This window comes from Bifidobacterium sp. ESL0822, from assembly GCF_052606675.1.
The window spans coordinates 34,239-57,908 of the sequence record NZ_CP199596.1 but is presented as its reverse complement, the minus strand read 5'-3'; the positions used below and the strand labels follow the sequence as shown (position 1 = coordinate 57,908).

General features: G+C 57.0%; 19 protein-coding genes. 3 read left to right on the top strand and 16 right to left on the bottom strand.

Going from position 1 to position 23,670, the window contains the following annotated elements:
• Window positions 1-52 precede the first annotated feature (52 nt).
• Window positions 53-850 (top strand): type III pantothenate kinase, encoded by a 798-nt coding sequence (locus tag ACUIAF_RS00245; RefSeq protein ID WP_198203385.1) that lies wholly within the window; start codon window positions 53-55, stop codon window positions 848-850.
• Here ACUIAF_RS00245 and ACUIAF_RS00240 read toward each other — a convergent pair.
• From ACUIAF_RS00240 to ACUIAF_RS00220, 5 genes are all read right to left on the bottom strand, one after another.
• Window positions 807-2,912, bottom strand: coding sequence for a beta-galactosidase (locus ACUIAF_RS00240; protein WP_445338650.1), 2,106 nt, complete (start codon window positions 2,910-2,912; stop codon window positions 807-809). The genes ACUIAF_RS00245 and ACUIAF_RS00240 overlap by 44 nt on opposite strands.
• 463 nt (window positions 2,913-3,375) lie before the next feature.
• Window positions 3,376-4,722: an ABC transporter substrate-binding protein gene (locus tag ACUIAF_RS00235; protein ID WP_198215865.1), complete on the bottom strand. Its 1,347-nt coding sequence runs from the start codon at window positions 4,720-4,722 to the stop codon at window positions 3,376-3,378.
• Window positions 4,723-5,071: 349 nt separating this feature from the next.
• Entirely contained in the window at window positions 5,072-7,153 is a 2,082-nt protein-coding gene (locus ACUIAF_RS00230; protein WP_445338648.1) for a beta-galactosidase, read from the bottom strand.
• A gap of 106 nt (window positions 7,154-7,259) precedes the next feature.
• On the bottom strand, window positions 7,260-8,243 hold the full coding sequence (locus ACUIAF_RS00225; RefSeq protein ID WP_445339196.1) for a carbohydrate ABC transporter permease: 984 nt from the start codon (window positions 8,241-8,243) through the stop codon (window positions 7,260-7,262).
• A gap of 2 nt (window positions 8,244-8,245) precedes the next feature.
• The gene (locus ACUIAF_RS00220) at window positions 8,246-9,082 is read right to left on the bottom strand and encodes a carbohydrate ABC transporter permease (protein ID WP_232348391.1); all 837 of its coding nucleotides are present in this window, start codon (window positions 9,080-9,082) and stop codon (window positions 8,246-8,248) included.
• A gap of 323 nt (window positions 9,083-9,405) precedes the next feature.
• On the opposite strand from ACUIAF_RS00220, the gene ACUIAF_RS00215 reads away from it, so the two are divergent.
• Window positions 9,406-10,389, top strand: a complete 984-nt coding sequence (locus tag ACUIAF_RS00215) for a LacI family DNA-binding transcriptional regulator (protein ID WP_198216169.1) — start codon at window positions 9,406-9,408, stop codon at window positions 10,387-10,389.
• 48 nt (window positions 10,390-10,437) lie between these two features.
• Here the strand turns inward: ACUIAF_RS00215 and ACUIAF_RS00210 are convergent, their stop codons facing one another.
• The 11 genes from ACUIAF_RS00210 to ACUIAF_RS00160 all read right to left on the bottom strand — a co-directional run bounded on the left by ACUIAF_RS00210 (window position 10,438) and on the right by ACUIAF_RS00160 (window position 22,554).
• Window positions 10,438-11,133, bottom strand: a complete 696-nt coding sequence (locus ACUIAF_RS00210; RefSeq protein WP_445339195.1) for a pseudouridine synthase — start codon at window positions 11,131-11,133, stop codon at window positions 10,438-10,440.
• Window positions 11,134-11,209: 76 nt separating this feature from the next.
• Window positions 11,210-13,102 carry a glutamine--fructose-6-phosphate transaminase (isomerizing) gene (gene glmS / locus ACUIAF_RS00205; protein WP_445338646.1) on the bottom strand — a complete coding sequence of 631 codons (1,893 nt, stop codon included), beginning with the start codon at window positions 13,100-13,102 and terminating at the stop codon, window positions 11,210-11,212.
• A gap of 86 nt (window positions 13,103-13,188) precedes the next feature.
• The gene (locus tag ACUIAF_RS00200) at window positions 13,189-14,001 is read right to left on the bottom strand and encodes an amino acid ABC transporter ATP-binding protein (protein ID WP_015022216.1); all 813 of its coding nucleotides are present in this window, start codon (window positions 13,999-14,001) and stop codon (window positions 13,189-13,191) included.
• A 16-nt stretch (window positions 14,002-14,017) separates the two neighbouring features.
• On the bottom strand, window positions 14,018-14,992 hold the full coding sequence (locus ACUIAF_RS00195) for an amino acid ABC transporter permease (protein ID WP_015022217.1): 975 nt from the start codon (window positions 14,990-14,992) through the stop codon (window positions 14,018-14,020).
• 108 nt (window positions 14,993-15,100) lie between these two features.
• Window positions 15,101-16,039: an ABC transporter substrate-binding protein gene (locus ACUIAF_RS00190; RefSeq protein WP_015022218.1), complete on the bottom strand. Its 939-nt coding sequence runs from the start codon at window positions 16,037-16,039 to the stop codon at window positions 15,101-15,103.
• Between the two features lie 277 nt (window positions 16,040-16,316).
• Entirely contained in the window at window positions 16,317-16,793 is a 477-nt protein-coding gene (smpB, locus tag ACUIAF_RS00185) for an SsrA-binding protein SmpB (protein WP_015022219.1), read from the bottom strand.
• Between the two features lie 92 nt (window positions 16,794-16,885).
• A complete protein-coding gene (locus ACUIAF_RS00180) occupies window positions 16,886-18,274 on the bottom strand; it encodes a CHAP domain-containing protein (protein ID WP_445338643.1) in 1,389 nt (462 codons plus the stop codon).
• Window positions 18,275-18,359: 85 nt separating this feature from the next.
• A complete protein-coding gene (ftsX, locus tag ACUIAF_RS00175) occupies window positions 18,360-19,283 on the bottom strand; it encodes a permease-like cell division protein FtsX (protein WP_445338641.1) in 924 nt (307 codons plus the stop codon).
• Window positions 19,280-21,085, bottom strand: coding sequence for a cell division ATP-binding protein FtsE (ftsE, locus tag ACUIAF_RS00170; RefSeq protein WP_445338639.1), 1,806 nt, complete (start codon window positions 21,083-21,085; stop codon window positions 19,280-19,282). The genes ftsX and ftsE overlap by 4 nt, the downstream gene beginning before the upstream one ends.
• A 97-nt stretch (window positions 21,086-21,182) precedes the next feature.
• On the bottom strand, window positions 21,183-22,316 hold the full coding sequence (prfB, locus tag ACUIAF_RS00165; protein WP_015022223.1) for a peptide chain release factor 2: 1,134 nt from the start codon (window positions 22,314-22,316) through the stop codon (window positions 21,183-21,185).
• 106 nt (window positions 22,317-22,422) lie between these two features.
• Window positions 22,423-22,554: a hypothetical protein gene (locus ACUIAF_RS00160; protein ID WP_255297770.1), complete on the bottom strand. Its 132-nt coding sequence runs from the start codon at window positions 22,552-22,554 to the stop codon at window positions 22,423-22,425.
• Window positions 22,555-22,699: 145 nt separating this feature from the next.
• Here ACUIAF_RS00160 and dapD point away from each other — a divergent pair, with 145 nt between their 5' ends.
• Window positions 22,700-23,659, top strand: coding sequence for a 2,3,4,5-tetrahydropyridine-2,6-dicarboxylate N-succinyltransferase (gene dapD, locus ACUIAF_RS00155; protein WP_445338637.1), 960 nt, complete (start codon window positions 22,700-22,702; stop codon window positions 23,657-23,659).
• The last annotated feature ends 11 nt before the right edge of the window (window positions 23,660-23,670 follow it).

The window sequence follows — 23,670 nt, the reverse complement described above, 5'->3', positions numbered from 1 at the left end:
GGATGGATTCGGAAAGCGCCACGCACCCGGACGACGGCAGGGAGGAAGAGACATGCTGCTGGCCATCGACATCGGCAACACCAACATCGAGGTCGGATTCATGGAGGGCGACCAGCTTGCCGCCTCCTACAGACTGACCACAAGAATCGACCACACGGCCGACGAGTTCGGAATTCTGCTGGGGCAGCTCATGGCCCTGGCCGGCTACAAGACTGTGGACGTGCAGGACGCCATCATCTCTTCAGTGGCTCCCGCGGTCATGCACGCCGTCAGGTCCTGCCTTGTCCGTTTCTTTTCCATCGACCCCATGGTGGTGGGCCCCGGCGTGAAGACAGGCATGAACATCCGTTTGGACGACCCGCGTTCCCTAGGAGCCGACTGCTTGGCCGACTGCGTAGGCGCATTCAATCGCTACGGAGGACCGGTCTTGGTCATTGACTTCGGCACGGCCACCACCTTCAACTATGTGGACGACAAGGGCGCCATCCGCTCCGGCCTGATAGTGCCGGGCATCCGCTCGGGGGCCCAGGCCCTTGCCGGTCAGACCGCCCAGTTGCCCCAGGTGGAGATCACCCGTCCACAGACCATCATGGCCACGGGCACCAGGACCGCCATGCAGGCCGGACTCTACTACAACTTCCTCGGCGGCCTGGAACGGATCATCCGTCAGTACCGCAGCGAGATAGGCAGAGACTTCCACGTCGTGGCGACGGGCGGCATGGGCCGTACCTTCTCGCAGGACACCGACCTGATCGAGGTCTACGACCCCGAGCTGATCTTCACCGGCATGTACAGGATTCACCAGCTCAATGCCGATGGCCGACCACACGCTGCACCAACGCACCATTGACCTGCAGACTGGCCTGCTTGCCATCCCCGTCAACGCTTGCCAGCGAGCCCACCAGGACCTGCCCCTCCAGCTGAACCTGCACCGGATGCTTGGTCCGGTTGAACAGAAAGACAAAGCGCGTCCGATCATTCTGGCCGACTCGCTCAACTCTCAACAGATCGGAATCGCCCTGGGCCGACCTCATATCGGCGACATCCAGGGCCTCCAGCAGGGCAGGAAGGACCTTGGCCAGATTCTGGGCATCCAGACGGCAGCCCAGGTAGGCGGCCTTGCCATGACCCCAGTCATGGACGGTCATGGCCGGCATGCCATCCATCCCTGTCCAAGGATCCGCCCGGTAGCTTGCCAGGACCTTGGTGCCCTTGTCCAGGTGGCCGATGACATCGGCCCAGTCGTGGGCCGTGACCCCGTTGGTCAGGTCCAGATGATCCAGCAGACCGGGCGTGCCTGGAGCCATGGGTGCGAACTCCTCGACCGACAGCCCCAACAGGTCCCGAAGCGGCCCCGGATACCCGCCGGTCCAGACCCGGTCCTGCTCGTCGGCGATACCGCTGCCCCAGGTGACGATCAGCCGCCCTCCACTATGTACATACTTGTGCAGTCGCTTGGAGAGATCGGCGTCAATCAGGTATAGGGCCGGCAGAACCACCAGGGGGTACTCCTCCCAGGTAGCCCTGACCGGCAGGACATCAGGCCGGATGGCGTTGTCCAGAAAGGCCCGGTACCAGACCGGCGGCTCCTGGCCATGTTCGACCCGGTCGCTGGGCGAGGAAGCGTGGGAGCTGGCCCACTGGCTTGCGTAGTCGAAGACCAGGGCCAGCGGGGCCTTGGCCAGCGTACTACCCGCCAGACCGGCCTGCGAGAGCCCCTGCAAGTCCACTCCCAGCTGGCAGACGTCACGGAAGACGGCCGTGTCCTCGCCGGCATGAGGGAGCATGGCCGAGTGGAACTTTTCCGCGCCAGCCCGGGACTGCCTCCACTGGAAGTAGCAGATGGCATCAGCACCCAGGGCCAGATGAGCCAGGGAATCGCGCTCCAGCTGTCCGGGCTCCTTGCGGGGGTTGACCGGCCGCCAGTTGACCGCCGACGTGGACTGCTCCATGAGCCACCAGGGGCGCCTACGGGCGATGGCATCCACCAGGCTGGAGGAATAGGCCAGCTCCTCCAGATGATTCCTGCCCGGCGTCGCATAGTGGTCATTGGCCACAAAGTCCACCTGGTCGCCCCAGTCGTCGTAGTCCAGGGCGAATCCGCCGGCGCTGACCATGAAGTTGGTGGTCAAAGGTATATCCGGGGTGATCTCAGCCAAGGTGTCACGCTCGGCCATATAGAAATCCTTGAGGGCATCGGAGCTGAACCGTTCGAAGTCCAGCATGCGTCCCGGATTCTGGAAATTCCCCAGGCCGATAAAACGCGGCGGCAGAATCTGCGAGAAGTCGCTCAGCCTCTGCGACCAGAAATTCGTGCCCCAGGCGCGGTTGACGGCCTCGATGTCCTTATAGCGGTGGCGGCACCAGCGCTGGAAGGCCCTCATCGCATCGTCGGAATAGTCGAAACGATTGTGACAGCCATACTCGTTGCCCACATGCCAGGCCACCAGATAGGGGTTGTCCCGGTAGTGCTCGGCCATGGCCCGGCACAGCTTCAAGGCGTAGGAGCGGAAGACCGGCGAGGTGGGTCGCCAGTGCTGACGAGCCCCGGGCCAGACCGTGTCGCCACGCTCGTCCCTGAGCAGAACCTCAGGATGGGCCTGGGTCAGCCACAGCGGCGGCGAGGCTGTGGCCGAGGCCAGATTGACCCCGATGCCGGCCCGACCAAGCTTGTCAATGATCCGGTCCAGCCAGTCGAAGTCGAAAACACCCTGGCTGGGCTCGATGCGCGACCAGGAGAAGACCGCCAGGGCCACCACGTTGACTCTGGCCTGGTTCATAAGACGGATGTCCTCGTCCCAGACCTCCTCCGGCCACTGATCCGGGTTGTAGTCACAGCCGTACCAGAGTTGGGATGTCTGCTTCTTCAAGTGACTAGGCCAACGGTAGGGACGAAGTTCAGATTTTCTCATGAAACGAATCCTCCCGGATGCTATTCAGTACTGTTTTGCATAGGCCTCTGGCAGCCAACCCACCACCCCATCTTCGAGGCCCAGCTTGGTCACTACCCAGTATCGGATACAATCACTCCATTATGGCCTTGGTTGATGACAGAGTCGAAGGATGTTCGGGAGGAGAATTCCCGTTCCCCTCCCGAATAGGAGTCGCTAAAGGTCAAGGAACGAGCGACCAGGCAAAAAACGGAACTGATCTTCAAACCCACAGCCCTTATCCACAACTTTAATGCCGATGGCTACCTTGGCATTAGTTCATCCTATTCAAAAAAGCCCGCCTGCCCCTGGGAAATAACAGCATTGATAGCCTCAGACCAAAAATAGTAGACTACATATGGTGACCGAGCACTTGCATCTTGTTCTGAGCTGTTTGCCGTCAATTCCCTGAAGGACAGCCGAGCTTACTTAACCGAGATTGAAGTCACTTCACTTTGAAGCCTTGCCGGTCTGCATAGGTTGTCAAATCCTTTTGATAATTAGCCATCTCCTTACTAAAAGGTGAACCATTGGAATATACCTTACTGATGTAATCCTTGAACTTCCCACGCGCGTATTCCTCAAACGGGAGGAATTGCCAATCTGTTGAAACGTTCTTGGCGCTTTCCGCAAACACCTTGTTTATTTGTTGACCACCAAAGTAGTCAACTTCTTCACCCTTGGAATTCTTTATTTTGGTGGATTCCAGGAACTTTTGGGACTCCAATGTAGCCTCATCCGATGGGAAAGCACCGCCGTCCACCCTGGACTTGATTCCTTCCTTATCGTGATTTATGAACTCGATGTACTTGTATGCAGCATCGACCTTCTTGCTTGAAGAAAGTATCGCCAAAGACGAACCACCATATTCGGAACTTCTCTTCGACCCATCAGGTGTGGGTAGTGTTGCCACACGCCACTTTCCAGCTCCAGCCGGGGCTGAATTGACCATATTGGTCGGCATCCAGGCACCGATCAGCAAAGACGCAATCGAATCATCCGTCATGCTCCTGAACCACTCATCGCTCCAGTTCGGAGTCTTGGTGTCAACCAAGTCCTCGCTGACCATCTTTTGCCAGAAATCAACATACGTCTTCACTCCAGGATCAGCCGTCAGATTGACCTTGATCTCGGAGCCATCCTGTGAGGTCTTATAGGGCTTGCCGCCTGCAGCCCACGACATAGCTTCAAAGAAACCGCCATCACCCTCTTCGCTTGTAATGTACGATCCAGTCGCCCTAATCTTCTTGGCTGCCTGGTAGTAGTCGTCCCACGTCTTGATTGACGTAGGGTCCACACCACTCTTGTCGAATACATCCTTATTGTAGAAGAAGGCCATAGGCCCTGAATCCATGGGCAAGCCGTAGGTCTTGCCACCCCATTGCACCGCATTCCAAGTACCTGGTGTGTAGAATTTATCGAATCCGCTTGTCCGGTCTGTAATGTCTACCAAGTGTTTGTTGATGGCATACTGGGCCAATGCAAGATACTCCATCTGTGTAACATCGGGCGCCCCGGATCCAGCCTGAATTGCATTGTCCAGAGCAATATAGTGCTTATTGCCCGAACCGACATTACGCAACTTCACTTTGATATTCGGATACTTGGCTTCAAACTTCTTCGTTGCATCAGTCAATGTGGCTTCCCAAGCCCAAACATTCAATTCAACATTGCCCTGGCTGTCGGTTTCTCCCTTGGAGTCACCTGACGAGCCACACGCCGCGAAGCCAACCATGGAAGGAATAACACAGACGGCCGCTATTGCTTTCATCAATCTACTATTACTTTTCATTACTGCTCCATATCCAGGCCGGCAATCGAGTCGACCTTTCGATTGATTGACGTCATCATCGCCAACGCCGTTATTTAGGGATTTTGGGTATCATCCCCCTTTCGCTTTTCGTCTTTGACAACATCAGTTCTTTGTGAAACATATAAAAACTGACGATAAGCACGCTAAGTACCGATGCCATTCTTCATGATCCTTGTCGGAGGTAGGGATCGTTATTGGGTAAATTACCGTCTCAGCGGTGACAGCACATGCCAACTGGTTGATAACGATAACATTCCCATATAAACGAGGCGCCTTCAAAGTCACTTTTTCTACCCTTTTTCAGATTCAAACAACTGAATCACAATCATTAAAGCTTCGTCACTGCAACACCATTGGGATGAAGAAGGATGTCACCATCCGTCCCCTGAGCTACTGCACAAGAAAGTACAACAGGTTTGCCCTCACACCGGATGGTGACATCCTGGTTTTCCCTATTGAAATAGAAAATGAATCGAACTCCGTCCTTCGACCCTGAGCGTTCAAGGCGGAGAACCTTGCCACTGCAATCTTGATTGGTTCGATTAATTCCCATAAGGTTCAATAATTCCGGCAAAGTGAAAGCAAGCCCCTCCCTACCCAAATGACAACCTATATATGCAGACTGTCCCTTGCCGTAAGTATTCAATGTCACCGCAGGCACACCATTCATTCCAGTATGATCCTCTGCCCTATATGAACTGATTACCCTAGTGGTATCCGCAATGGAAGTGATGCAATCAGCAATATCATGCGCAATCGCGCCATTGTCCAGTTGCAGCTCTCTGATGTTGGTATCACCTTCTTCAATCATGGGTACAAGTTCTTCCGAACGAACTCCCACAACGTCACCTATAAGCCCCGGATAGCCATCAAGCCAAGCTCTATTCTCTTCATCACAAATACCCGTATAGTAAGTAACAAAAAGTCGGCCACCCTTTTTGACATAACCACGGATCCTGTCAGCGTTCTTCTCACTCAGCAGGAAAACACCTGGCAGCACAATGGCTTTGTAGGTTTCCCATTGCTTGCTCAGGGGGACTACATCCGCAGCCAGACCTTCATCTTCTAAGGCTTGGAACCAATCCAATGCCTCGGCCCAATGGTGAATCTTTTGAGACGGCATGGCAATATACTGGTCAGCCCATTCGCTCTGATAGTCAAATACAATGGCAATCTGTGACTGCACTGGCCTGGTTCCAAGCATCCCTTCGTCAGTTAGACAAGACAAGTGAGACCCAAGTTCACAGACCTCATGGAAAATTCGGCTATTCTTACCGGCGTGAGGCAACATGGCCGAGTGAAACATCTCCGCTCCTGCTCTTGACTGCCTCCACTGGAAAAAGCAGATACCGTCGGCCCCTTGGGCAAGATGCGCAAGGGCGTCGCGCGATATCTGACCAGGCTCTTTCCGTTCATTCACCGGTCTCCAATTGACTGCGCCAGTGGAATGTTCCATCAACAACCAAGGATTCTTGCTTGCAATATTGTTCACCAATGAAGAGGAATATGCCAGCTCGTCAAGATGCTGTTTCCCTGGCGTGAAGTAATGATCATTTGAGACAAAGTCCACTTCGGAGCCCCAATCATCATTGTCAAGAATGGAGTTGCTCGCGGTCACCATGAAGTTCGTGGTCAAGGGTATATATGGGGTAATCTTAGAAAGGACATCACGTTCTGCAATAAAGAACTGCTTGAGAGCATCGGAACTGAACCGCCTGAAGTCCAAAACCTTCCCCGGATTCATGAAGTTGCCTTTACCAACAAAACGAGGCGGTAGAATCTGAGAAAAGTCAGTGATGGTCTGAGACCAGAAGGCAGTTCCCCACGCATCATTGACAGCTTCGACACTGCCATATTTCTTTTTGCACCACCGCTGGAATGCCGTCATGGCATCATCAGAATAATCGAATCGATTATGGCATCCGTATTCATTGCTCACATGCCATGCCACCACGTATGGATTATCCTTGAAATGCTTCGCCATCTGTTCGCATAGGCGTAAAGCATACTTACGAAAAACGGGACTGGTAGGTCTCCAATGCTGACGGGCACCAGGCCAACATACGTCTCCCCGCTCATCCCTCCAGAGCACTTCAGGGTGCGCCTGGGTGAGCCACAGGGGTGGTGATGCTGTTGCGGATGCGAGGTCTACGGCAATCCCGGCCTTGCCGAGCATCTCAATAACCTCATCCAACCAGGAAAAATCATATACCCCATCCCGCGGCTCTATCTTCGACCATGCGAATACACCGACAGACAGGATGTTCACCCCTGCTTCCTTCATTAAATCGATGTCTTCACACCATACTTTTTTTGGCCACTGTTCAGGATTGTAATCACCGCCATACCAAATCCGGTTGTCTTGCCCTCTCAAAGGAGATGGCCAACGAAAATTGCTCTTGTTGCTCATTACCGAGTTCACTCCTGTTCATATGCATAGATGGTTTCAAGGCTTTGACCTAAATAGGTTGTCTCAAACTTCGTTGGGATAGCCCGCTGAGGGGAAACTGAACCTCTCACTCTTTGACCGCGCCTGCAGCCAGCCCGGATTGCCAATATCTTTGGAGAGTAAGAAAAGCTATGACAAGTGGGATGATGGTGATCATACTTCCGGTAATGACTAGGTTCTGAATTGCCTGGCCTCCTGTCGTGCTTGCCTGATCCTTCCACTGATTCAAGCCGATGGTCAAGGGATACCAATCCGAATCCTTGAGCATAATCAGGGGCAGAAAATAGTTGTTCCAAGTAGCCACAATGGCGAACAAGGATGTTGTGACGATTCCAGGTGCCAGCAAGGGCAGACTTACACTCCAGAACGTTCTGAACTCGCCGGCACCGTCAACACGGGCCGCCTCTAGCAATTCAGTGGGAACCGCCTGTTCGGTGAATATCCACATCAGATACAGGCCAAATGGACTGATAAGGCTGGGAATGATCATGGCCCAAGGAGTATCGGTCAGCCCCAATTTCGCAAAGAGTAGGAATTGGGGTACAGCAAGAGCTATTCCGGGAACGCTGATTGAACCTATAATGACCGCGAAAACCGCTTTGCGGCCGGGGAACCTAAACTTAGCCAAGGCATATCCTCCCATGATTGCCAGCAAGGTGGCACCCCCAGCCCCGACTACTACGTAAATCAGAGTATTTACAAACCAACGGAGGAAGATACCGTTCTGATAAATACCAAGTAGTTTCAGATTTTCACCAAGTGCAAAGGTATGCCCAAACCCCAAACCAAACGTACTGGTGAAGTCTTCTTGTGTCTTTGTGGAATTTATCACCAGATAGACAAACGGGAAGAGGCAATATATCGCAAAGACCCCCGTAATGAACGTCAAAGACCAACTGCGACGTGGATTTGTTGGATTCGAGAATCCGCTTGCAGCCGACCTCTTACGTTCAGCAGCTTCTTCTTTCGCCAATCTTTTCTTCCTATTCCTCCTTTCCTGGGTAGAAGAAAGGCGGGAAACGGAATCTGTTTTTACATGTTCGGCAGACATACTCATTTCATCTGCTCCTTCATCGTATTAAGCTGAACCGCATATGCGATGGACATAGTTATTACGGCCATTACAATCGCCAGCGCTGCCGCGTAATTGGACTGGTTCCCAGAGAAGCTTAGATTGTAGGCATACATGTTGGGTGTGTAGAAAGTGGTAATCGCATTCCTGGGCACCATATTCTGCATGATGCTGGGTTCGTTGAACAGCTGGAAACTGCCAATGATGCTGAATATGACGGTAATCGCCAAAGATCCCCTCAACTCCGGCATCTTGATCCTTCGGACAATCTGCCACTCCGAAGCACCATCAATTGCGGCTGCCTCATACAGGGAATGAGGAATAGTTGATAAGGACGAATAGAAAATCAGCATATTGTAACCGGTGAACTCCCAAGTAACAATGTTGCCAATTGAAGCCAACAGGACATTCGGGGACAGAACATCAAGATGAATTCCCAGCCATGTATTCAGAGAACCGACCAACCCATATTTCGCTCCATACATAAATGCCCAAATCAAAGTGGATACGACAGCCGGAACCGCATAGGGAAGAAAAGTCGATATACGGAAAAACTTCGTTCCATGAAGTTTCATAGAGTCAATCGCCAAGGCCAACAAAGCCGCAATACAGAGCATGACGGGAACCTGAATGATCGTGAAGAGAGAAACCCTCCCGACTGCACTCCAGAACAGGCCGTCGGCAAACAGGCGCTTATAATTATCAAACCCTACGAATACGGTTCCACCGACCATCCGACTTTCAAAGAACGAAATATAAATCGCATAGAGGATGGGAATGATGAACACAAAAAGGAAAACCAAAACAAACGGTCCCATGAACTTCCATCCGCGCCAATCTAATCGATGCTTGTGGGCGTATTTGGAAGTTAAACCCTCAGATTGCCCCGGCGACTGATCCGCCTGACCAGATACGGTCGAACCTTCTTTGATAGCCATTGCGACCTTCTCCTTTGATAGTCAACATCCGATATTAAGAACAACTGCAGCGCTGCATTACTACATCAAATGTTTACGTTACCATAATAACTCTCCTCCTTGAATACTGCAAACATAGATTGGGAATTCCTACTAAGGTCTATGATTTAGACATAGCGGAACATGTCAAGGCAGGACTTATGAAACATACTCAATCACCGTCAATGCATGACGTTGCCAAGGCAGCTGGCGTGTCTACTCAGACAGTCTCACGTGTGGCGAATGACAGCACCTCGGTTCGTCCCGAAACACGACAACGGGTCTTATTCGCCATGAATAAGCTGGGCTACAGACCAAACTATGCAGCACGTGCGTTGAAACGCGGACGTTTCAGGGACATCGGCGTGGTCGTATCCAACATAGAAACCTACGGCAATACAAAAATTCTCAAAAGTATTGCGAGAACAGCAAATGATGCGGGTTATGCAGTTACGCTTTTAACCATGCGACGAGGCACAAATCGCGATATTCAGGCATCAATGGAAAGGATGAAACAACTCCCAGTCGATGGGGTTATCTTTATCCTCGATGAGAAAATCAGCGATTTCGCTCCGCTGCTTCCCTCCCCTGATCTACCTCTTGTTCTTTATTCCGAGATTCCCTCCGAGTCTTGCCCGACTATTGATACCGACCAATATGGAACAGCAGGAGCGATAGTCGACTACTTCATTACTCGCGGTCACAGGACCGTCTACCACATTGCTGGCCCGTCAACATCCATGGCTGCCATCAGCAGGACCAAGGGATGGAAGGATTCACTCCTCAAAGCAGGAAGAGAAGTTCCGCCGGTCTATCTCGGGGATTGGGAGTCCGACAGTGGATACCAGGCCGGTCTATCGCTAGCATCCAAGATGGATTGCACCGCGATTTTTGCCGCTAATGACCAGATGGCCTATGGAGCCATGCAAGGACTGGCGGCAGGAGGGAAAACTGTTCCTGACGATGTCAGTATCATCGGGTTCGATGACTCGCTGGTCGGTATCGTACCCCGTCTCAACTTGACGACTATGCGACCGCGCTTTGAAGATATCGGGCAAGAGGCATTCGCTATGATCAAGCGCCAATGCGAGGGTGAACAGCTGACACCAGGCGAAAAAATCGTCATTCCGTCAGAGCTCATCGAACGACAGTCCGTAAGAACTCTATGAAGCTCGCTCTCTTGTGACCAATGAGTGGGAACACAGCAAATCTCATGCTCATGTCAAGCTAAGAGGAATTCGAGAAATGAAATGTTGTTCTTTCTTACTCACCGGATCTATAAAGGAGAGCAATCGGGCAACCAAGGCCAGTGGCTTTCCAAAATCATCCTTTGCATCATCTCTCAGCGATGGGTACAAGTTATCATACTTTATAGGAATACCCATAGAGTTCATGTGTACTCTGAGCTGATGGGTTTTGCCCGTAAGCGGACGCAAAGAATACTTCCGATATCCACCTTGCGTTTGTTCAAGGGGCTGCTCTGTCGCCAAGTCCACAATCGTCTTGGCATTCACTGACCCACGCTCTTCACATGCTTGTAGAATGCCTCTATGCTTGAGAATTCTGGAACTACGCAACAAGGGGAATACACTTGGTGGGTTCAGTGGTTTTACAGTACCGAATCGGGGTTGCTTCAAGGGCTTCGCCGGTGAAAGGCACTCATATTCCTTATGCACCTGCCGGTTTTGGAACAACATCTGGTACTTCCCCCTGCACCGGCGATCGCGGACGAAGACCAGGACTCCAGCGGTGGCCCGGTCGAGACGATGGGCAGGAATGATGTCAGGCTCACCAGTCATCTCACGAAGCCGGATTAGGGCTGTACTTCGGTACCACATCCCCCGCGGTGTGGTGGGCAGGAAGTGGGGTTTGTCGACCACGATGATCCTGGAATCCTCATAGAGGATGGGCATATCGAAGGGAATATCAGGCTCGTCCAGAACCCAACGATGGGGCCGCTGCACCCGCCGATCGGACACCACCACGCTGCTACTCTACGGTGACGGACTTGGCTAGGTTGCGCGGCTTGTCCACATCCAGCCCCCTGAGGCGGGCCATGTCCAGAGCGAAGAGCTGGAGGGGAACCACGTCAACCAGAGGGCTCATCAAGGTCGGGCACTGGGGCCTGCGGAAGACGACATCCGCGTACCTGGAAGCGTCCTCGTCCTCCTCTTCGGCCACGGCTATGGTGAAGGCGCCACGGGCCTTGACCTCCTCAATGGATGAGATCACCTTGTTGTGGAGGACATCCCTCCCGCGGGGGCTGGGGACGATCACCACGACCGGCTCCCCCGGCTCAACCAAGGCAATGGGACCATGCTTCAGCTCACCGGCCGCAAAACCCTCGGTGAAGGTGTAGGCGATTTCCTTGAGCTTCAGGGCACCCTCCAGGGCGACCGGATACCCTACATGGCGGCCCAGAAAGAGGAAGGAATGGGCATGGATCATCCGCTCGGCGGTCTCTTGGACCTTCTGCGACTGGGTGTCCAGAACCCACTGGATCTTGGAGGGCATGGCCTTGAGGCCGTCTATGGTCTGATGAATCTCGTCGCGATACATGGTCCCCTTGACCTGGGCCAGGTAGAGCCCCAGGAGATATGCGGCTACGATCTGGGCTAAAAAGGCCTTTGTGGAGGCGACGGCCACCTCCGGCCCGGCATGGGTGTAAAGGACGGCATCGGATTCGCGGGGAATCGTGGACCCCTGGGTATTGCAGATGGCCAGGACCCGGGAACCCTGCTCCCGAGCGTGCCGCAGGGCCATCAGGGTATCCATAGTCTCCCCTGATTGGGAGATAGCCACTACCAGAGTCCGTGAGGTAAGAATCGGATCCCGGTACCGGAACTCATGGGCCAGCTCCACCTCCACTGGAATGCGGACCCAGTGCTCGATGGCGTACTTGGCCACCAGGCCCGCATAGGAGGCCGTCCCGCATGCCACAACGATGATCTTGTCAATCTGACGGAAGACATCCTCATCGATGTGGACCTCGTCCAGATCCAGGTCGCCCGACTCGTCGTACCTACCCAGCAGGGTGTTGGAGACGGCCGCAGGATCCTCGTGGATCTCCTTGTCCATGAAGGAGTCCCATCCGCCCTTTTCTGCGGCTGAGGCATCCCAGTCGATGGTGTAGCGGCGCGGATGCTCCACCGGATGTCCCTGGAAATCGGTGACCAGGACCCGGTCCGCGCTGATGCAGACGGCCTGGTCCTGCCCCAGCTCCATGGCCTGACGGGTATAAGCCACGAAGGCCGCTACATCAGAACCCAGGTAGTTCTCTCCGTCCCCCAGGCCAACCACCAGCGGCGAATCGTGTCGGATACCCACCACCAGATCGGGCTGCCTTGAGTCCACGGCCAAGATGGTGAAAGCTCCTTTGAGCATACGGGCCAGACGCCTGACGGCCTCGAAGATGTCCGGCCGGCCGGTGGCATCGATAATCTCCTGGGCAATCTTGCCCAGAAGCTTGGCAGCCACCTCGGTGTCCGTGGAGGAGACGAAGGTGTACCCCTCGGTCTCCAGATCCAGCCGCAGCCTGGATGCGTTCTCGATGATCCCGTTGTGAATCAGCGCGACCTTGCCGTCACGGCTGATGTGGGGATGGGCGTTGACATCAGTGGGTTCGCCATTGGTGGCCCAACGGGTGTGGCCGATGCCCACAGTGGCCTCGGGCATGGGCTTGGCCTTCAGATCAGCAACCAAATTGTCCAGACGCCCGGCCTTCTTACGCACGGCCACCCGCGCCATCCCAGGGGCAGCCAGGGCCACTCCGGCCGAGTCATAGCCCCGGTACTCCAAACGTTCCAGACCCTTGAGGCAGACCTCCAAGGGCCTGCCGCAGGCCGTCCTTACTGATCCCGCATAACCGACGATTCCGCACATGGGCCCCAGTCTAGCCACGGCAGTTCCGCCGCCGCCCGTCCTGAAGGCTTCTTGCCGGAATTTCTACAACCAGGCAGAGCCTGAGCCTAGAGCACGGTATGAAGGAACTCGGCGAACCGCTCCGTGCGAGGATGGTCGATGATGTCAGGTCCTCCCTGCTCCACCACGACACCCTGGTCCATGAAGACGATCTGCTCGGCCACCTCGCGGGCGAAGCCCATTTCGTGGGTGACCACCACCATGGTCATGCCCTGCTGAGCCACCTGTCGCATGACCCCCAGGACCTCGCCCACCAGCTCCGGATCCAGGGCCGAGGTGGGCTCGTCGAAGAGCATGATGTCAGGGTGCATGGCCAGGGCTCGCGCGATGGCCACACGTTGCTGCTGACCGCCGGAGAGCTGGGCGGGATAGTAGTCCATCCTGTCCTCGAGCCCTACACGCTCCAGCTGGGCCTGAGCCTCCTTGCGGGCATCGGTCTTGGGAACCCGGCCCACATGGACCGGTGCCTCCATGACGTTCTCCAAGGCGGTCATGTGGGGGAAGAGGTTGAAACGTTGAAAGACCATGCCGATTTTGGATCGCTGCCTGGCAATGGCCCTGTCGTCCAGGGTCTGCAGCACAGGGCCCTTGCCGGTATTGATCCTCCGGTATCCGGTCAGCTCGCCGTCCACGTAGATTTCGCCTGCTGTACGGGTCTCCAGCTGGTTGATCAGCCGCAGCAGCGTTGACTTGCCTGAGCCGGAAGGCCCTAGGACGGCCGTCACCGTGCCTGGCATGACCTCCAGGTTGATTCCCCGCAGCACATGCTGATCACCGAATACCTTGTGCACATTCCTGATGACGATGGCCGGATCCTTACCGCCTTGACCATCTTTCCTGGTCTGCCTGTGCTCGTCCATGATTCTCCTCCTGCGCTCAGGCGTTCAGCCCGGCCATCATGACCTTGTTGACCTTGTCAGTGTCCTGACGGGTCTGTGGATCCTCGCCATCCTTGCCGTCCTTGGCTCCCGACCCGGCCAGGGGCCGCGAGTCGAAGCCCTTGCCGTAGTGCTTCTCCAGCTGGGCCTGGAGGACCATCAGAATGGAGGTGATGACCAGGTACCAGATGCAGGCCACAATCAGCAGCGGGATGGTCTTGTAGATGCGGTTGGCGATGGCGTTGGTGGCGAACTGGAGCTCCAGTGTGAAGGGCACGGCAAGAGCCAGGGATGTGGTCTTGAGCATGCCGATGGTCTCATTGCCGGTAGGCGGCACGATGATGCGCATGGCCTGAGGCAGGACGATCCGCCGCATGATCATGGACGGGGGCATGCCCAGGGCCTTGGCTGCCTCCTCCTGGCCGGGATCCACAGCCTCGATGCCGGCACGGACGATTTCGGAAAGATAGGCGGCCTCGTTCAGTCCCAGGCCCAGAACCGTGGCCACGGTGGCGTTCAGCACGGTCTTGGTGTCGATGCTCCAGAACTCGGGCCCGAAGGGGATGCCGATGGCCAGCTTGGGAATCAGTACGGAGAGGAGGCCCCAGAAGACCAGCTGGGTATACACAGGAGTGCCTCGGAAGAACCAGATGAAGAACCAGCTGACCCACCGTAGAACCGGATTGGACGACTTGCGCATGACCGCCAGGATGATGGCCAGAATCGTGGCCAGGACCATGGCGTAGACGGTCAGCAGAAGGGTCCACTTGATGCCGTCCAGGACATGCTCATTGAAGAGGTACTTCCAGACCGTGGGCCAATCAAAATTGGGGTTGGTCACCATGCCGTGGATCAGCATGGCCACGAATATGGCCACGATGATCGCAGCTACGAACGGCCCCGGTTTGCGCACAGGCCTGGCATGTATTCTGCCGGGGATCTGAATCTGGTCCGTCCCCTTCTTGGTTTGCATCTCCTGCTTCCTTCCGCACCGCTGTACTTATTCAGGCCTGGCCTATTGGCCGAACCACCTGTTTAAGGCGCGGGTCACCCGATGCGACGACCCGCGCCTGGCCCTGCCTCAGTCAGAGACCGCAGGGTTGATCTCAGCCTTCTCGACCGCGCCGCTCTGAACGCCCCAATTCTTGAGGATCTTGGCGTAGACGCCGTCGTCGATCAGCTTCTGCAGAGCCGCCTGAGTGGCCTCGGCCATGCCGCTACCCTTCTTCAGAGCGGCACCTTGCAGGACGATGTCGGTATCCTTGCCCAGCTTCTCCAGCTGTCCATCGGTCTGCTTGATGGCGTAACCGGTCACCTGGGAGTCAGCATAGAAAACGTCGATCTTGCCGTTGACCACTGCAGTGGCAGCATCGGTCTGCTGCTTGTAGGACTGGACGTCCACCGGCTTCTTGCCCTTGGCCTTGCACTCGGCCGAAATCTTGTCGGCGGCCTGCTGCTCCTCTATGGTTCCGGTCTGCACGCCGACCTTGACGCCGCAGATGTCGTCAGGATTGATCTTGGAGGGGTTGCCCTTCTTCACGGCAAAAGCGGTGCCCGCCTTGAAAGTGGTTACGAAGTCGACCGATTGCATCCGCTCCTTGGTGATGGTGAAGCTGGAGATACCCGCGTCATATTTGCTGCCGATGGCTGGGATGATGGTATCGAAGGAAGCGCTGACCATCTCCCCCTCGAGCCCCATGACCTTGGCAATGGCGTTCGACAGGTCCACGTCATAGCCAATGGGGGTCTTTCCGTCCTCATTCATGAACTCGCCAGGGGCATATGAGGTCTCCATGCCCACGGTCAGCTTCCCGTCCTTGGCAACCGACTCGGGCACCTTGGCCGCAATGGCCGGATCCTTCTTGATGCCGCTGACGTCAAAAGCCGCTGGATGGGAGCTGGTGGTGGCCTTGCCCGACGCACTGCTGGTGTCCGCCTCGTCGGTGGTTCCGCAGGCTCCGATGGAGGCCAGCAGGGTGACACTCAGAGCCGCCGCCAACACCGCCTTGATCTTGCCCATGTCTTCTCCTCTTCCGGACCGCACCGAAGCGACCCCTCATTACTCTTGATTGACATGCACTATTATGCACACATTTGTATTTTTATGCATACAGATAAAGATTAGCTCTATCTCGCGGACTGCTTATACTGACATTTTTGGCTCTATAACGGGCCAAAGACGCTATTCATCACCGTCTATTGACATCAGCGCCGGGCGTGTCGAATCTGTATAGAACAGGAAGCCGTCAACGGGCAACTGCGGTTTTCAGGAGATTCAAGGGAACATATCAGGGAACTCAGCCCCGCCGATTCCGGTAGCGCATGGCCCTTTGCGCCTCGCGACGATCCTGCTCCTCCCGCAGGGACTGGCGCTTGTCATATTCGCGCTTGCCTCGAGCCACTGCAATCTCCACCTTGACCCTGCCGTCCTTGAAATACAGACTCAGGGGAATGATGGTGTAGCCCTTGGCCTGAATCTGCCGCTCCAAACGGACGATCTGCTTGGCGTGGAGGAGCAGCTTGCGCTTGCGCTTGGGGGCATGGTTGTTCCAGGTGCCATTGAGATATTCAGGGATATTGGCGTTTTCCAGCCAGACCTCGTGCCGCCGGTCGATGCTGACGAATGACTCGGCCAGGGAGGCCCGCCCCTCACGCAGGGACTTGACCTCGGTCCCGGTCAACGCGATGCCGGCCTCGTACCGATCCTCGATCTGGTAGTCATGACGGGCCCTGCGATTCTGGGCGATCATGGATGTGCCGGTTTCCTTAGCCATAATATCCTCCTCAGGATCGCGACAAGGAGGCTACCTGGCACTCCGGACGGCGATAGTGACGTTCCAAGCGGCGGACCGGGCCCGCAACGGCATCAGTAATGAATGTATTGGTAGTTGCCGGCCCCATAGACCGTCTCATAGGCGGGGAAGGATGCGAAGCCGGTGCCCCCTTGGGAGATGAGCACCGATCCATCTGCATTGACCCGCTCGACCACAGCCACGTGACCATAGGTCCAGTCCGCATTCCAGGAACCGACCCGCTGGCCACGGGCGAAGACCATGGCGGCGCCTACATGCGGAGTGTTGTTGACCAGGTAGCCCAGACTACGTGCCGTATTGGCCCAATCGGCCCCGTTGCCCATATAGGATCCCACAGGCAGGGACAGCTGCGAGCGACGGATGTAGGCCCAGAGCGTGCACTGACGAGCGGGATAGGCGCTGCCGCCCACCGAGTTGCCGGTGGCATGGCCGTAGCAGAACCCTGAGCCCTCAGGGCAGTTGCCAGGTACTCCATAATTCATACCGGAGGCACCTGTACCACCCCCGTTGCTCGGCGGAGAAGGCCGCGGAGCCGGCGATGATGCCGAGCCGCCACCGCCGATCTGCTGGGCACCACCGGCATGAGGATCAGCACCGCCTCCGACATTGCCTGTGTTCAAGGAATCGATCATAGACTCGGTGGCCACAATATCAGCGGCCTCACGGGCCGACTGCGTGGTCAGGGCGGCCTTCTGATCCTCCAGCTGCTTGCGTGCTGCAGTTCCTTGCTCGCGCAAGGCCTGCAGACTGTCCTGCTTGGCCTGCGCCTCGGCTGCCGCCTGCTGAGCCGCAGCCTGCTGTTGGTCGGCCTTGGCCTTCAAGCTGCTGATCTGCTCCTCAATGGCTTCCAGGCGCTGCTTGCGGTTCATAGACGAATTGAGTGTATTGGCGGCGTCATTGGCTGTGTTGGCCTCGGACCGGGTCACGGCTGCATCGGCCTGCATCTTGTTCACAAAGTCCTTGGTGCTGGAGGACTTAGTCACCACGTCCATGACCTGGGAGGCCTCAGAGCCACGGAAGCTCTTTCTTGCCATCTGTGCCACACCGGCCTTGGCGTCGTCATAGTCGATGCCAGTCTGACGTATCTTGTCCTCCAAGTCGGCACGATCCTTCCGGGCCGCCTGCAGACGGTCGTTGGTGGCCTGAACCAGACTGTCAGCTTGCTCGGCCTGCTGCTGGGCTTCAACGGCCCTCTGCTGCGCCGCCGGAATCTGGTTGGCAGTCAGATCATTGAGGCTCAAAATCTGGTTGGCCAGTTCGTTGCTGACGCCCGCCAGCTTGCTCTTCAGGGCCTCATGGCTCTGTACCTTCTGTTGATAGCTGCTCCAATCAGCCCGCGCTGGCGCGGGGGCCACCGTCAATCCCAGTATTCCTCCCCCAAACATCAAGGCCAACGACCCCACCAGGCCGCAGATGGCTTCCAAATGTTTCGTGCGATTCATGGTCAAGTCCTCACAATCACTCATCCATGCTAGTCATCATTATGGCAGAGCTCGTACCCATAAGGTATCGGCCCGTCGCCCCGAATCAGGTTCTCAGGTACCTCCGTAAGGAGATGGAAGAGGCCAATGCGGACAAGAGCATGGCCCCCAGGATCAGCGCCGGGGCCATGAGCAGGACCGTGGACTGGTCCACGTAGGGCATCCACTGGACCGTCTGGGCCAGCCAATCCGTGATGAAAAGTTTGACGATGGCGCTCAAAGCACCCACAGCCAGAAGCGAACCCAGCAAGGATGCCACAATCCCCTCCAGAATGAAGGGCAACCTGATGGTCCAGTTGGACGCTCCCACCAGTCTCATGATCTCCGTCTCGTTTCGACGGGAGGCGGCACTCATCCTGATGGTGGTGCCGGTCAGCAGAATAGCCACAATCACCATGACCACGGCAAGGACCAAAGTGACCGCTGTGGCTCTATTGAGGATTTTGAAGACCGGGTCGAATATCTGACGCTGATCAGAGACCTCCTCCACCCCATCTCGTCCGGACAGCACCTCGGAGACCACCTGGTACTTGGTCGGGTCCTTCAGCTTTAGACGCAGGGAGGCCTGCATATCTGCCGCAGTCATGGTCCTTCCCTCATAAGTGCCTTCAGGATACTGCTTGAGGAAGGTGTTCTTGAAGAAGTCCTCACGGCTCTGGTAGGTGATCTTGGCTACGGAGTCGCGCAACTCGGTATTGATGGTGTTCTCCAGCTTGACAATCTCGTCGTTGGTGGGTGCCTTGCCCGTCGCGCAAGAAGCTGCCTGGCTGGCGCCATCCGGGCAGAGCCAGACCACCACCTCCACCTGGTCGTACCAGTCTCCCTTGGCCTTGCTGATCTGAGCCTGCATGAGGCCTGAGGCGCCGATGAACAGGAAGGAGATGAAAGTGACCAGCATGACCGAGAGAATCATGGATCCGTTGCGACGCAGGTTGTCCCAGGTGCTGGAAAGGATGAACCGCAGTCTCATCGTGCCGCCTTCTTCTCGTCATCATGCTCATCCCGAGCCGATGCATCATTCTCTCCTTGGGACTTCCTTGATCCCTTGGGGACCTCGGGCGGAGCAGGAGGTGCCGGCGGGGCCCCCATGGACTCAACGTCATGACGATTTTCGCTCGTTGAGACCTTTTTATTGGCCCTGCTCTTATTGGAGGTCTGTTTTGAGGAATCCGCCACGTCATGCTTCATTTGTCCACTGTCCTGACCGGATTTGCCGGTCGGTTCGGCTGGGCTGGAGTCATCATAACGCGAAGGTTGATCGGGCCTCTTGAATCCTTGTTCAGGATCGGAAGTCCTGGCGGAAGAGCCCTTCATCGGTTGGCGATCTTTGGCATTGACATCCTTCTTGGGCGCTCTTGCACCACGATCACGATTGCGGTCATCGTCTCGTTTCCTGTTCTGATCCCGACTGCTCGATTCTTCGGTCTGCCGATCCTGGGACCTGCTTTCAGTTGTCGCCTTGGGCTGAGCAGCGTCTGAACCACTGGCGGGCTTGGAAGATTTTCCGGGGGCTGTGTGCTCTGTCCGAACACGATTAGCGGACTCATCACGATCGGTTTCCGCCTCGTCGTGGCCTCCATCACCGGAACCGTCACTCGATTGACCTGATCGATCCTGTGCGACCTGGGTTGCTGGCCTGCGGAATCGCTCGTCCGAGTCAGAGTCGGCCCTACGACCGGACTGCCCTGCAGCCGCGTCTTCGCGCTGGCTGGAATCTTCCTGCGCAGACTCAAGACTGCCCAGACCCTTACCCCAGGTCAGAGTGTCCTCCACAGAGGTGAAGACCTTCCCATAACGTCCGGTTCTCCCCGAATGCATGGACTTGGCCAACCGCGCGATTCCCTCGTCACCGTATTGACCCTGGTTGACGGCCTCTGCCGCCGCTTGGACCACCTGCCTGGCCCCCTTGGCTCCATCCGCAATGGGCTTGGTGGCCGAGCTATTCCCCTCCTGCACGACGACTTGAACCGGGCGGCGCCCTCCAACTCCAGCCTCACGTACGCGGTCCAGGGCATCGCCGTCGTCGGGATCCCCGATGGCGTGATGAGAGCGCGCAGCAACCTCGGCGTCTGGGAAGAATCGCGAAGAATCATAGGAGCCATGGACTTCGTCGCGCACAATCCGACCGGTATGCAACTCCACCACCCGCTTGCGCATGGAGTTTACGATCTCCTCGTTGTGGGTGGCCATGACCACAGTGGTGCCGGTCCTGTTGATGGCATCCAGGACCTCCATAATGCCCAGGGAGGTAGTGGGATCAAGGTTGCCGGTGGGCTCATCCGCCAGCAGAATCTCCGGGTTGTTGACGTAGGCCCGGGCCAGTGCCACACGCTGGGCCTCGCCGCCGGAAAGCTCGTGGGGGTAGTTGTGCTCCTTGCCGGTCAGCCCCACAGTCTTGAGCACCTGAGGCACAAGGGTCTTAATGGTGGACCGACGGGCGCCGATGACCTCCAGTGTGAAAGCCACGTTCTGCCATACGGTCTTGTTGTTCAGCAACTTGTAATCCTGGAATACGAAGCCGATGGAACGCCGATACCCGGGAATCTCGCGGTTGCGCAGACGTCGCAGGTCGTTGCCGGCCACGCGGATCTCCCCCTCGGTGGCCTCCTCCTCGCGCAGGAGCAGACGCAACAGAGTGGTCTTGCCCGACCCGCTGGCGCCCACCAGAAAAACGAAATCCCCGCGATTGACATCCAGGCTGATGTTATCCAAGGCTGGACGGGACCCCCTGGGGTAAATCTTGGTCACGCCCTTGAGCGAAATCAACGCCATTTACACTCCGTTCCTCGGTATTCCCATACAGAGGCTATCAAGAAGACCGACACTACTCACTCATGAAACACCGACCAGACTTGAGCCGGACGAAGCTCTACCTGCCGGCTTCCTCCTCGCGAGCCTGGACCCGCTGCTGATGCCGCCAGCGAATGCCAGCCTCGATGAAGGCGTCAATGTCACCGTCGAAGACCCCCTGGGTATCCGAGGTCTCGTAACCGGTGCGAAGATCCTTGACCATCTGGTAGGGATGCAGCACGTAGGAACGCATCTGATCCCCCCAGCTGGCCTTGATATCGCCAGCCAGCTCCTTCTTCTTCTTGGCTTCCTCCTCGTGCCGCAGAACCAACAGCCGGGACTGCAGAACAGCCATGGCAGCCGCACGGTTCTGGATCTGGCTGCGCTCATCCTGCATGGTGACCACGATGTTTGTCGGCAGGTGGGTGATGCGCACGGCTGAATAGGTGGTGTTGACACCCTGGCCGCCGGGACCGGAGGAGCAATAGGTATCCACTCGAATGTCCGAGTCGGGGATGTCGATGTGGTCGGTAGGCTCCACCAGGGGGATGACCTCGACAGCAGCGAAAGAGGTCTGCCGCCGGCCCTGATTGTCAAAGGGCGAGATCCGCACCAGACGATGGGTGCCGCCCTCCACCGACAGCCGACCGTATGCGTAAGGGGCGTCCACCTGGAAGGTGGCCGACTTGATGCCGGCCTCCTCCGCGTAGGAGGTGTCCATGACCTTGGTGGAGAAGCCGTGCCGCTCAGCCCAGCGCATATACATACGCAGGAGCATCTGGGCCCAGTCGGCTGCATCCACGCCGCCGGCACCCGAGCGGATGGTGACGACGGCGGCGCGCTCGTCGTACTCCCCATCCAGCAGGGTCTGAATCTCCATGTCGGCCAGGTCGGACCTCAAAGAGTCGATCTCCTTGCGTGCCTCCACCAGTGTGTCCTGATCATGCTCCTCCCGGCCCAGCTCCTCCAAGGCCTGCACATCATCCAGCCGTGAGGAAGCGGACTCAAGGTGCTTGAGCTGGGATTGCAGGGCCGAGAGCCTGCTGGTCACCTTCTGGGCGTTCTCCTGATCATCCCAAAGTCCGGGCGCGCTTGCCTGACGCTCCAAATCCGCAATCCGCGAGCGCAGACCCTCCGGATCCAGCGCCTTGGAAATCATCTCGTACTTGGCCTTGGCCTGCTCCAACGCTTGGGCGAAATCCATCTCTGCCATACCGTCTCACCGCTTTCCAGACCGGCTGCATATGAGCCGGCCACCGTCTTCGTTCCTATCCGCTTGGCCTGTGACGGCCGGATTCCCGCCGACCGGACGGGCCAGGTCAAAGGCCGCTGAAGATTGCAGGGATAACAAGACTGGCCAGCAACGCCACAGCGATGACCAGGCAGACCGCCCTGGCCGTATTGCGGCGCCTACGCTCCCGGCGCTCCCGCTCATGACTGTAGGCACTCATAATTGTTGATTTTACCTATCGGCTGGGACCTGGCCGGCGACAGCCCAGACCCGACTGTCGGACGGATAGTGTCTGTTTGAACGTCGACCGGTTTATTCTGTAAGACAACTTATATCAATTGACTGCACCGCCTGAAGGAGGAACGATGAGTAAAGCACGCACCGCATGGGGTTGGGGCCTGGCCAGCCAGGACGAGCAGGGCCGGACCTTGGACGTCTGGTATCCAAAGGCCGAGATCTCGACGCCGCCGACCCCGGGGAACCGTCCCAATCACGACTTCGGTGACCAAGTCCACAACCAGCCCGACGCACGCGGCATCCGCCGGGTGCCGGTCTTCACCGTGGCCGATCTGGATGGCCCGATAGCGGATGCCGCCGATGCCTATCTGCGGCTCCATCTGCTCAGCATGCGTCTGACCCAGCCCAACAGCATGAACCTTGATGGAATCTTCGAACAGCTGACCACGGTGGTGTGGACCAACTACGGCCCCTTCGCCGTGGAGGACTTCGCCCTGCGCAGGTCAGAGGTCATGGCTGCAGCCAGCCGGTCCATGCCAGGCATCCCGGTGACGCAGGTAACGGTGCTGAGCGTGGACAAGTTCCCCCGCATGGTGGATTACGTGGTTCCCGAGGGGGTACGCATCGGCAACGCCGACCGTATTCGGCTCGGCGCCCATCTTGCTCCGGGAACGACGGTCATGCATGAGGGCTTCGTCAACTTCAACGCCGGAACCCTGGGCCACTCCATGGTCGAAGGCCGGATCTCCCAAGGGGTTGTGGTCGGCGACGGTTCGGACATCGGCGGCGGAGCCTCCATCATGGGCACCCTGTCCGGAGGAGGTCGCCATCGGGTCTCCATCGGTCAGCACTCCTTGTTGGGAGCCAACGCCGGCATCGGCATCTCCCTGGGCGACGACTGCGTGGTCGAAGCCGGTCTTTACATCACCGCCGGCACCAAGATCGGTTTGGGCGACCAGGTGGTCAAGGGAGCGGAACTGAGCGGACGGGATCATCTGCTCTTCATCCGCGACTCCCGCACCGGCCAGGTCAAAGCCCTGCCCCGCAAGAAGGGCATCGAGCTGAATGAGCGGCTGCACGCCAACTGAGTCCCAGTCGG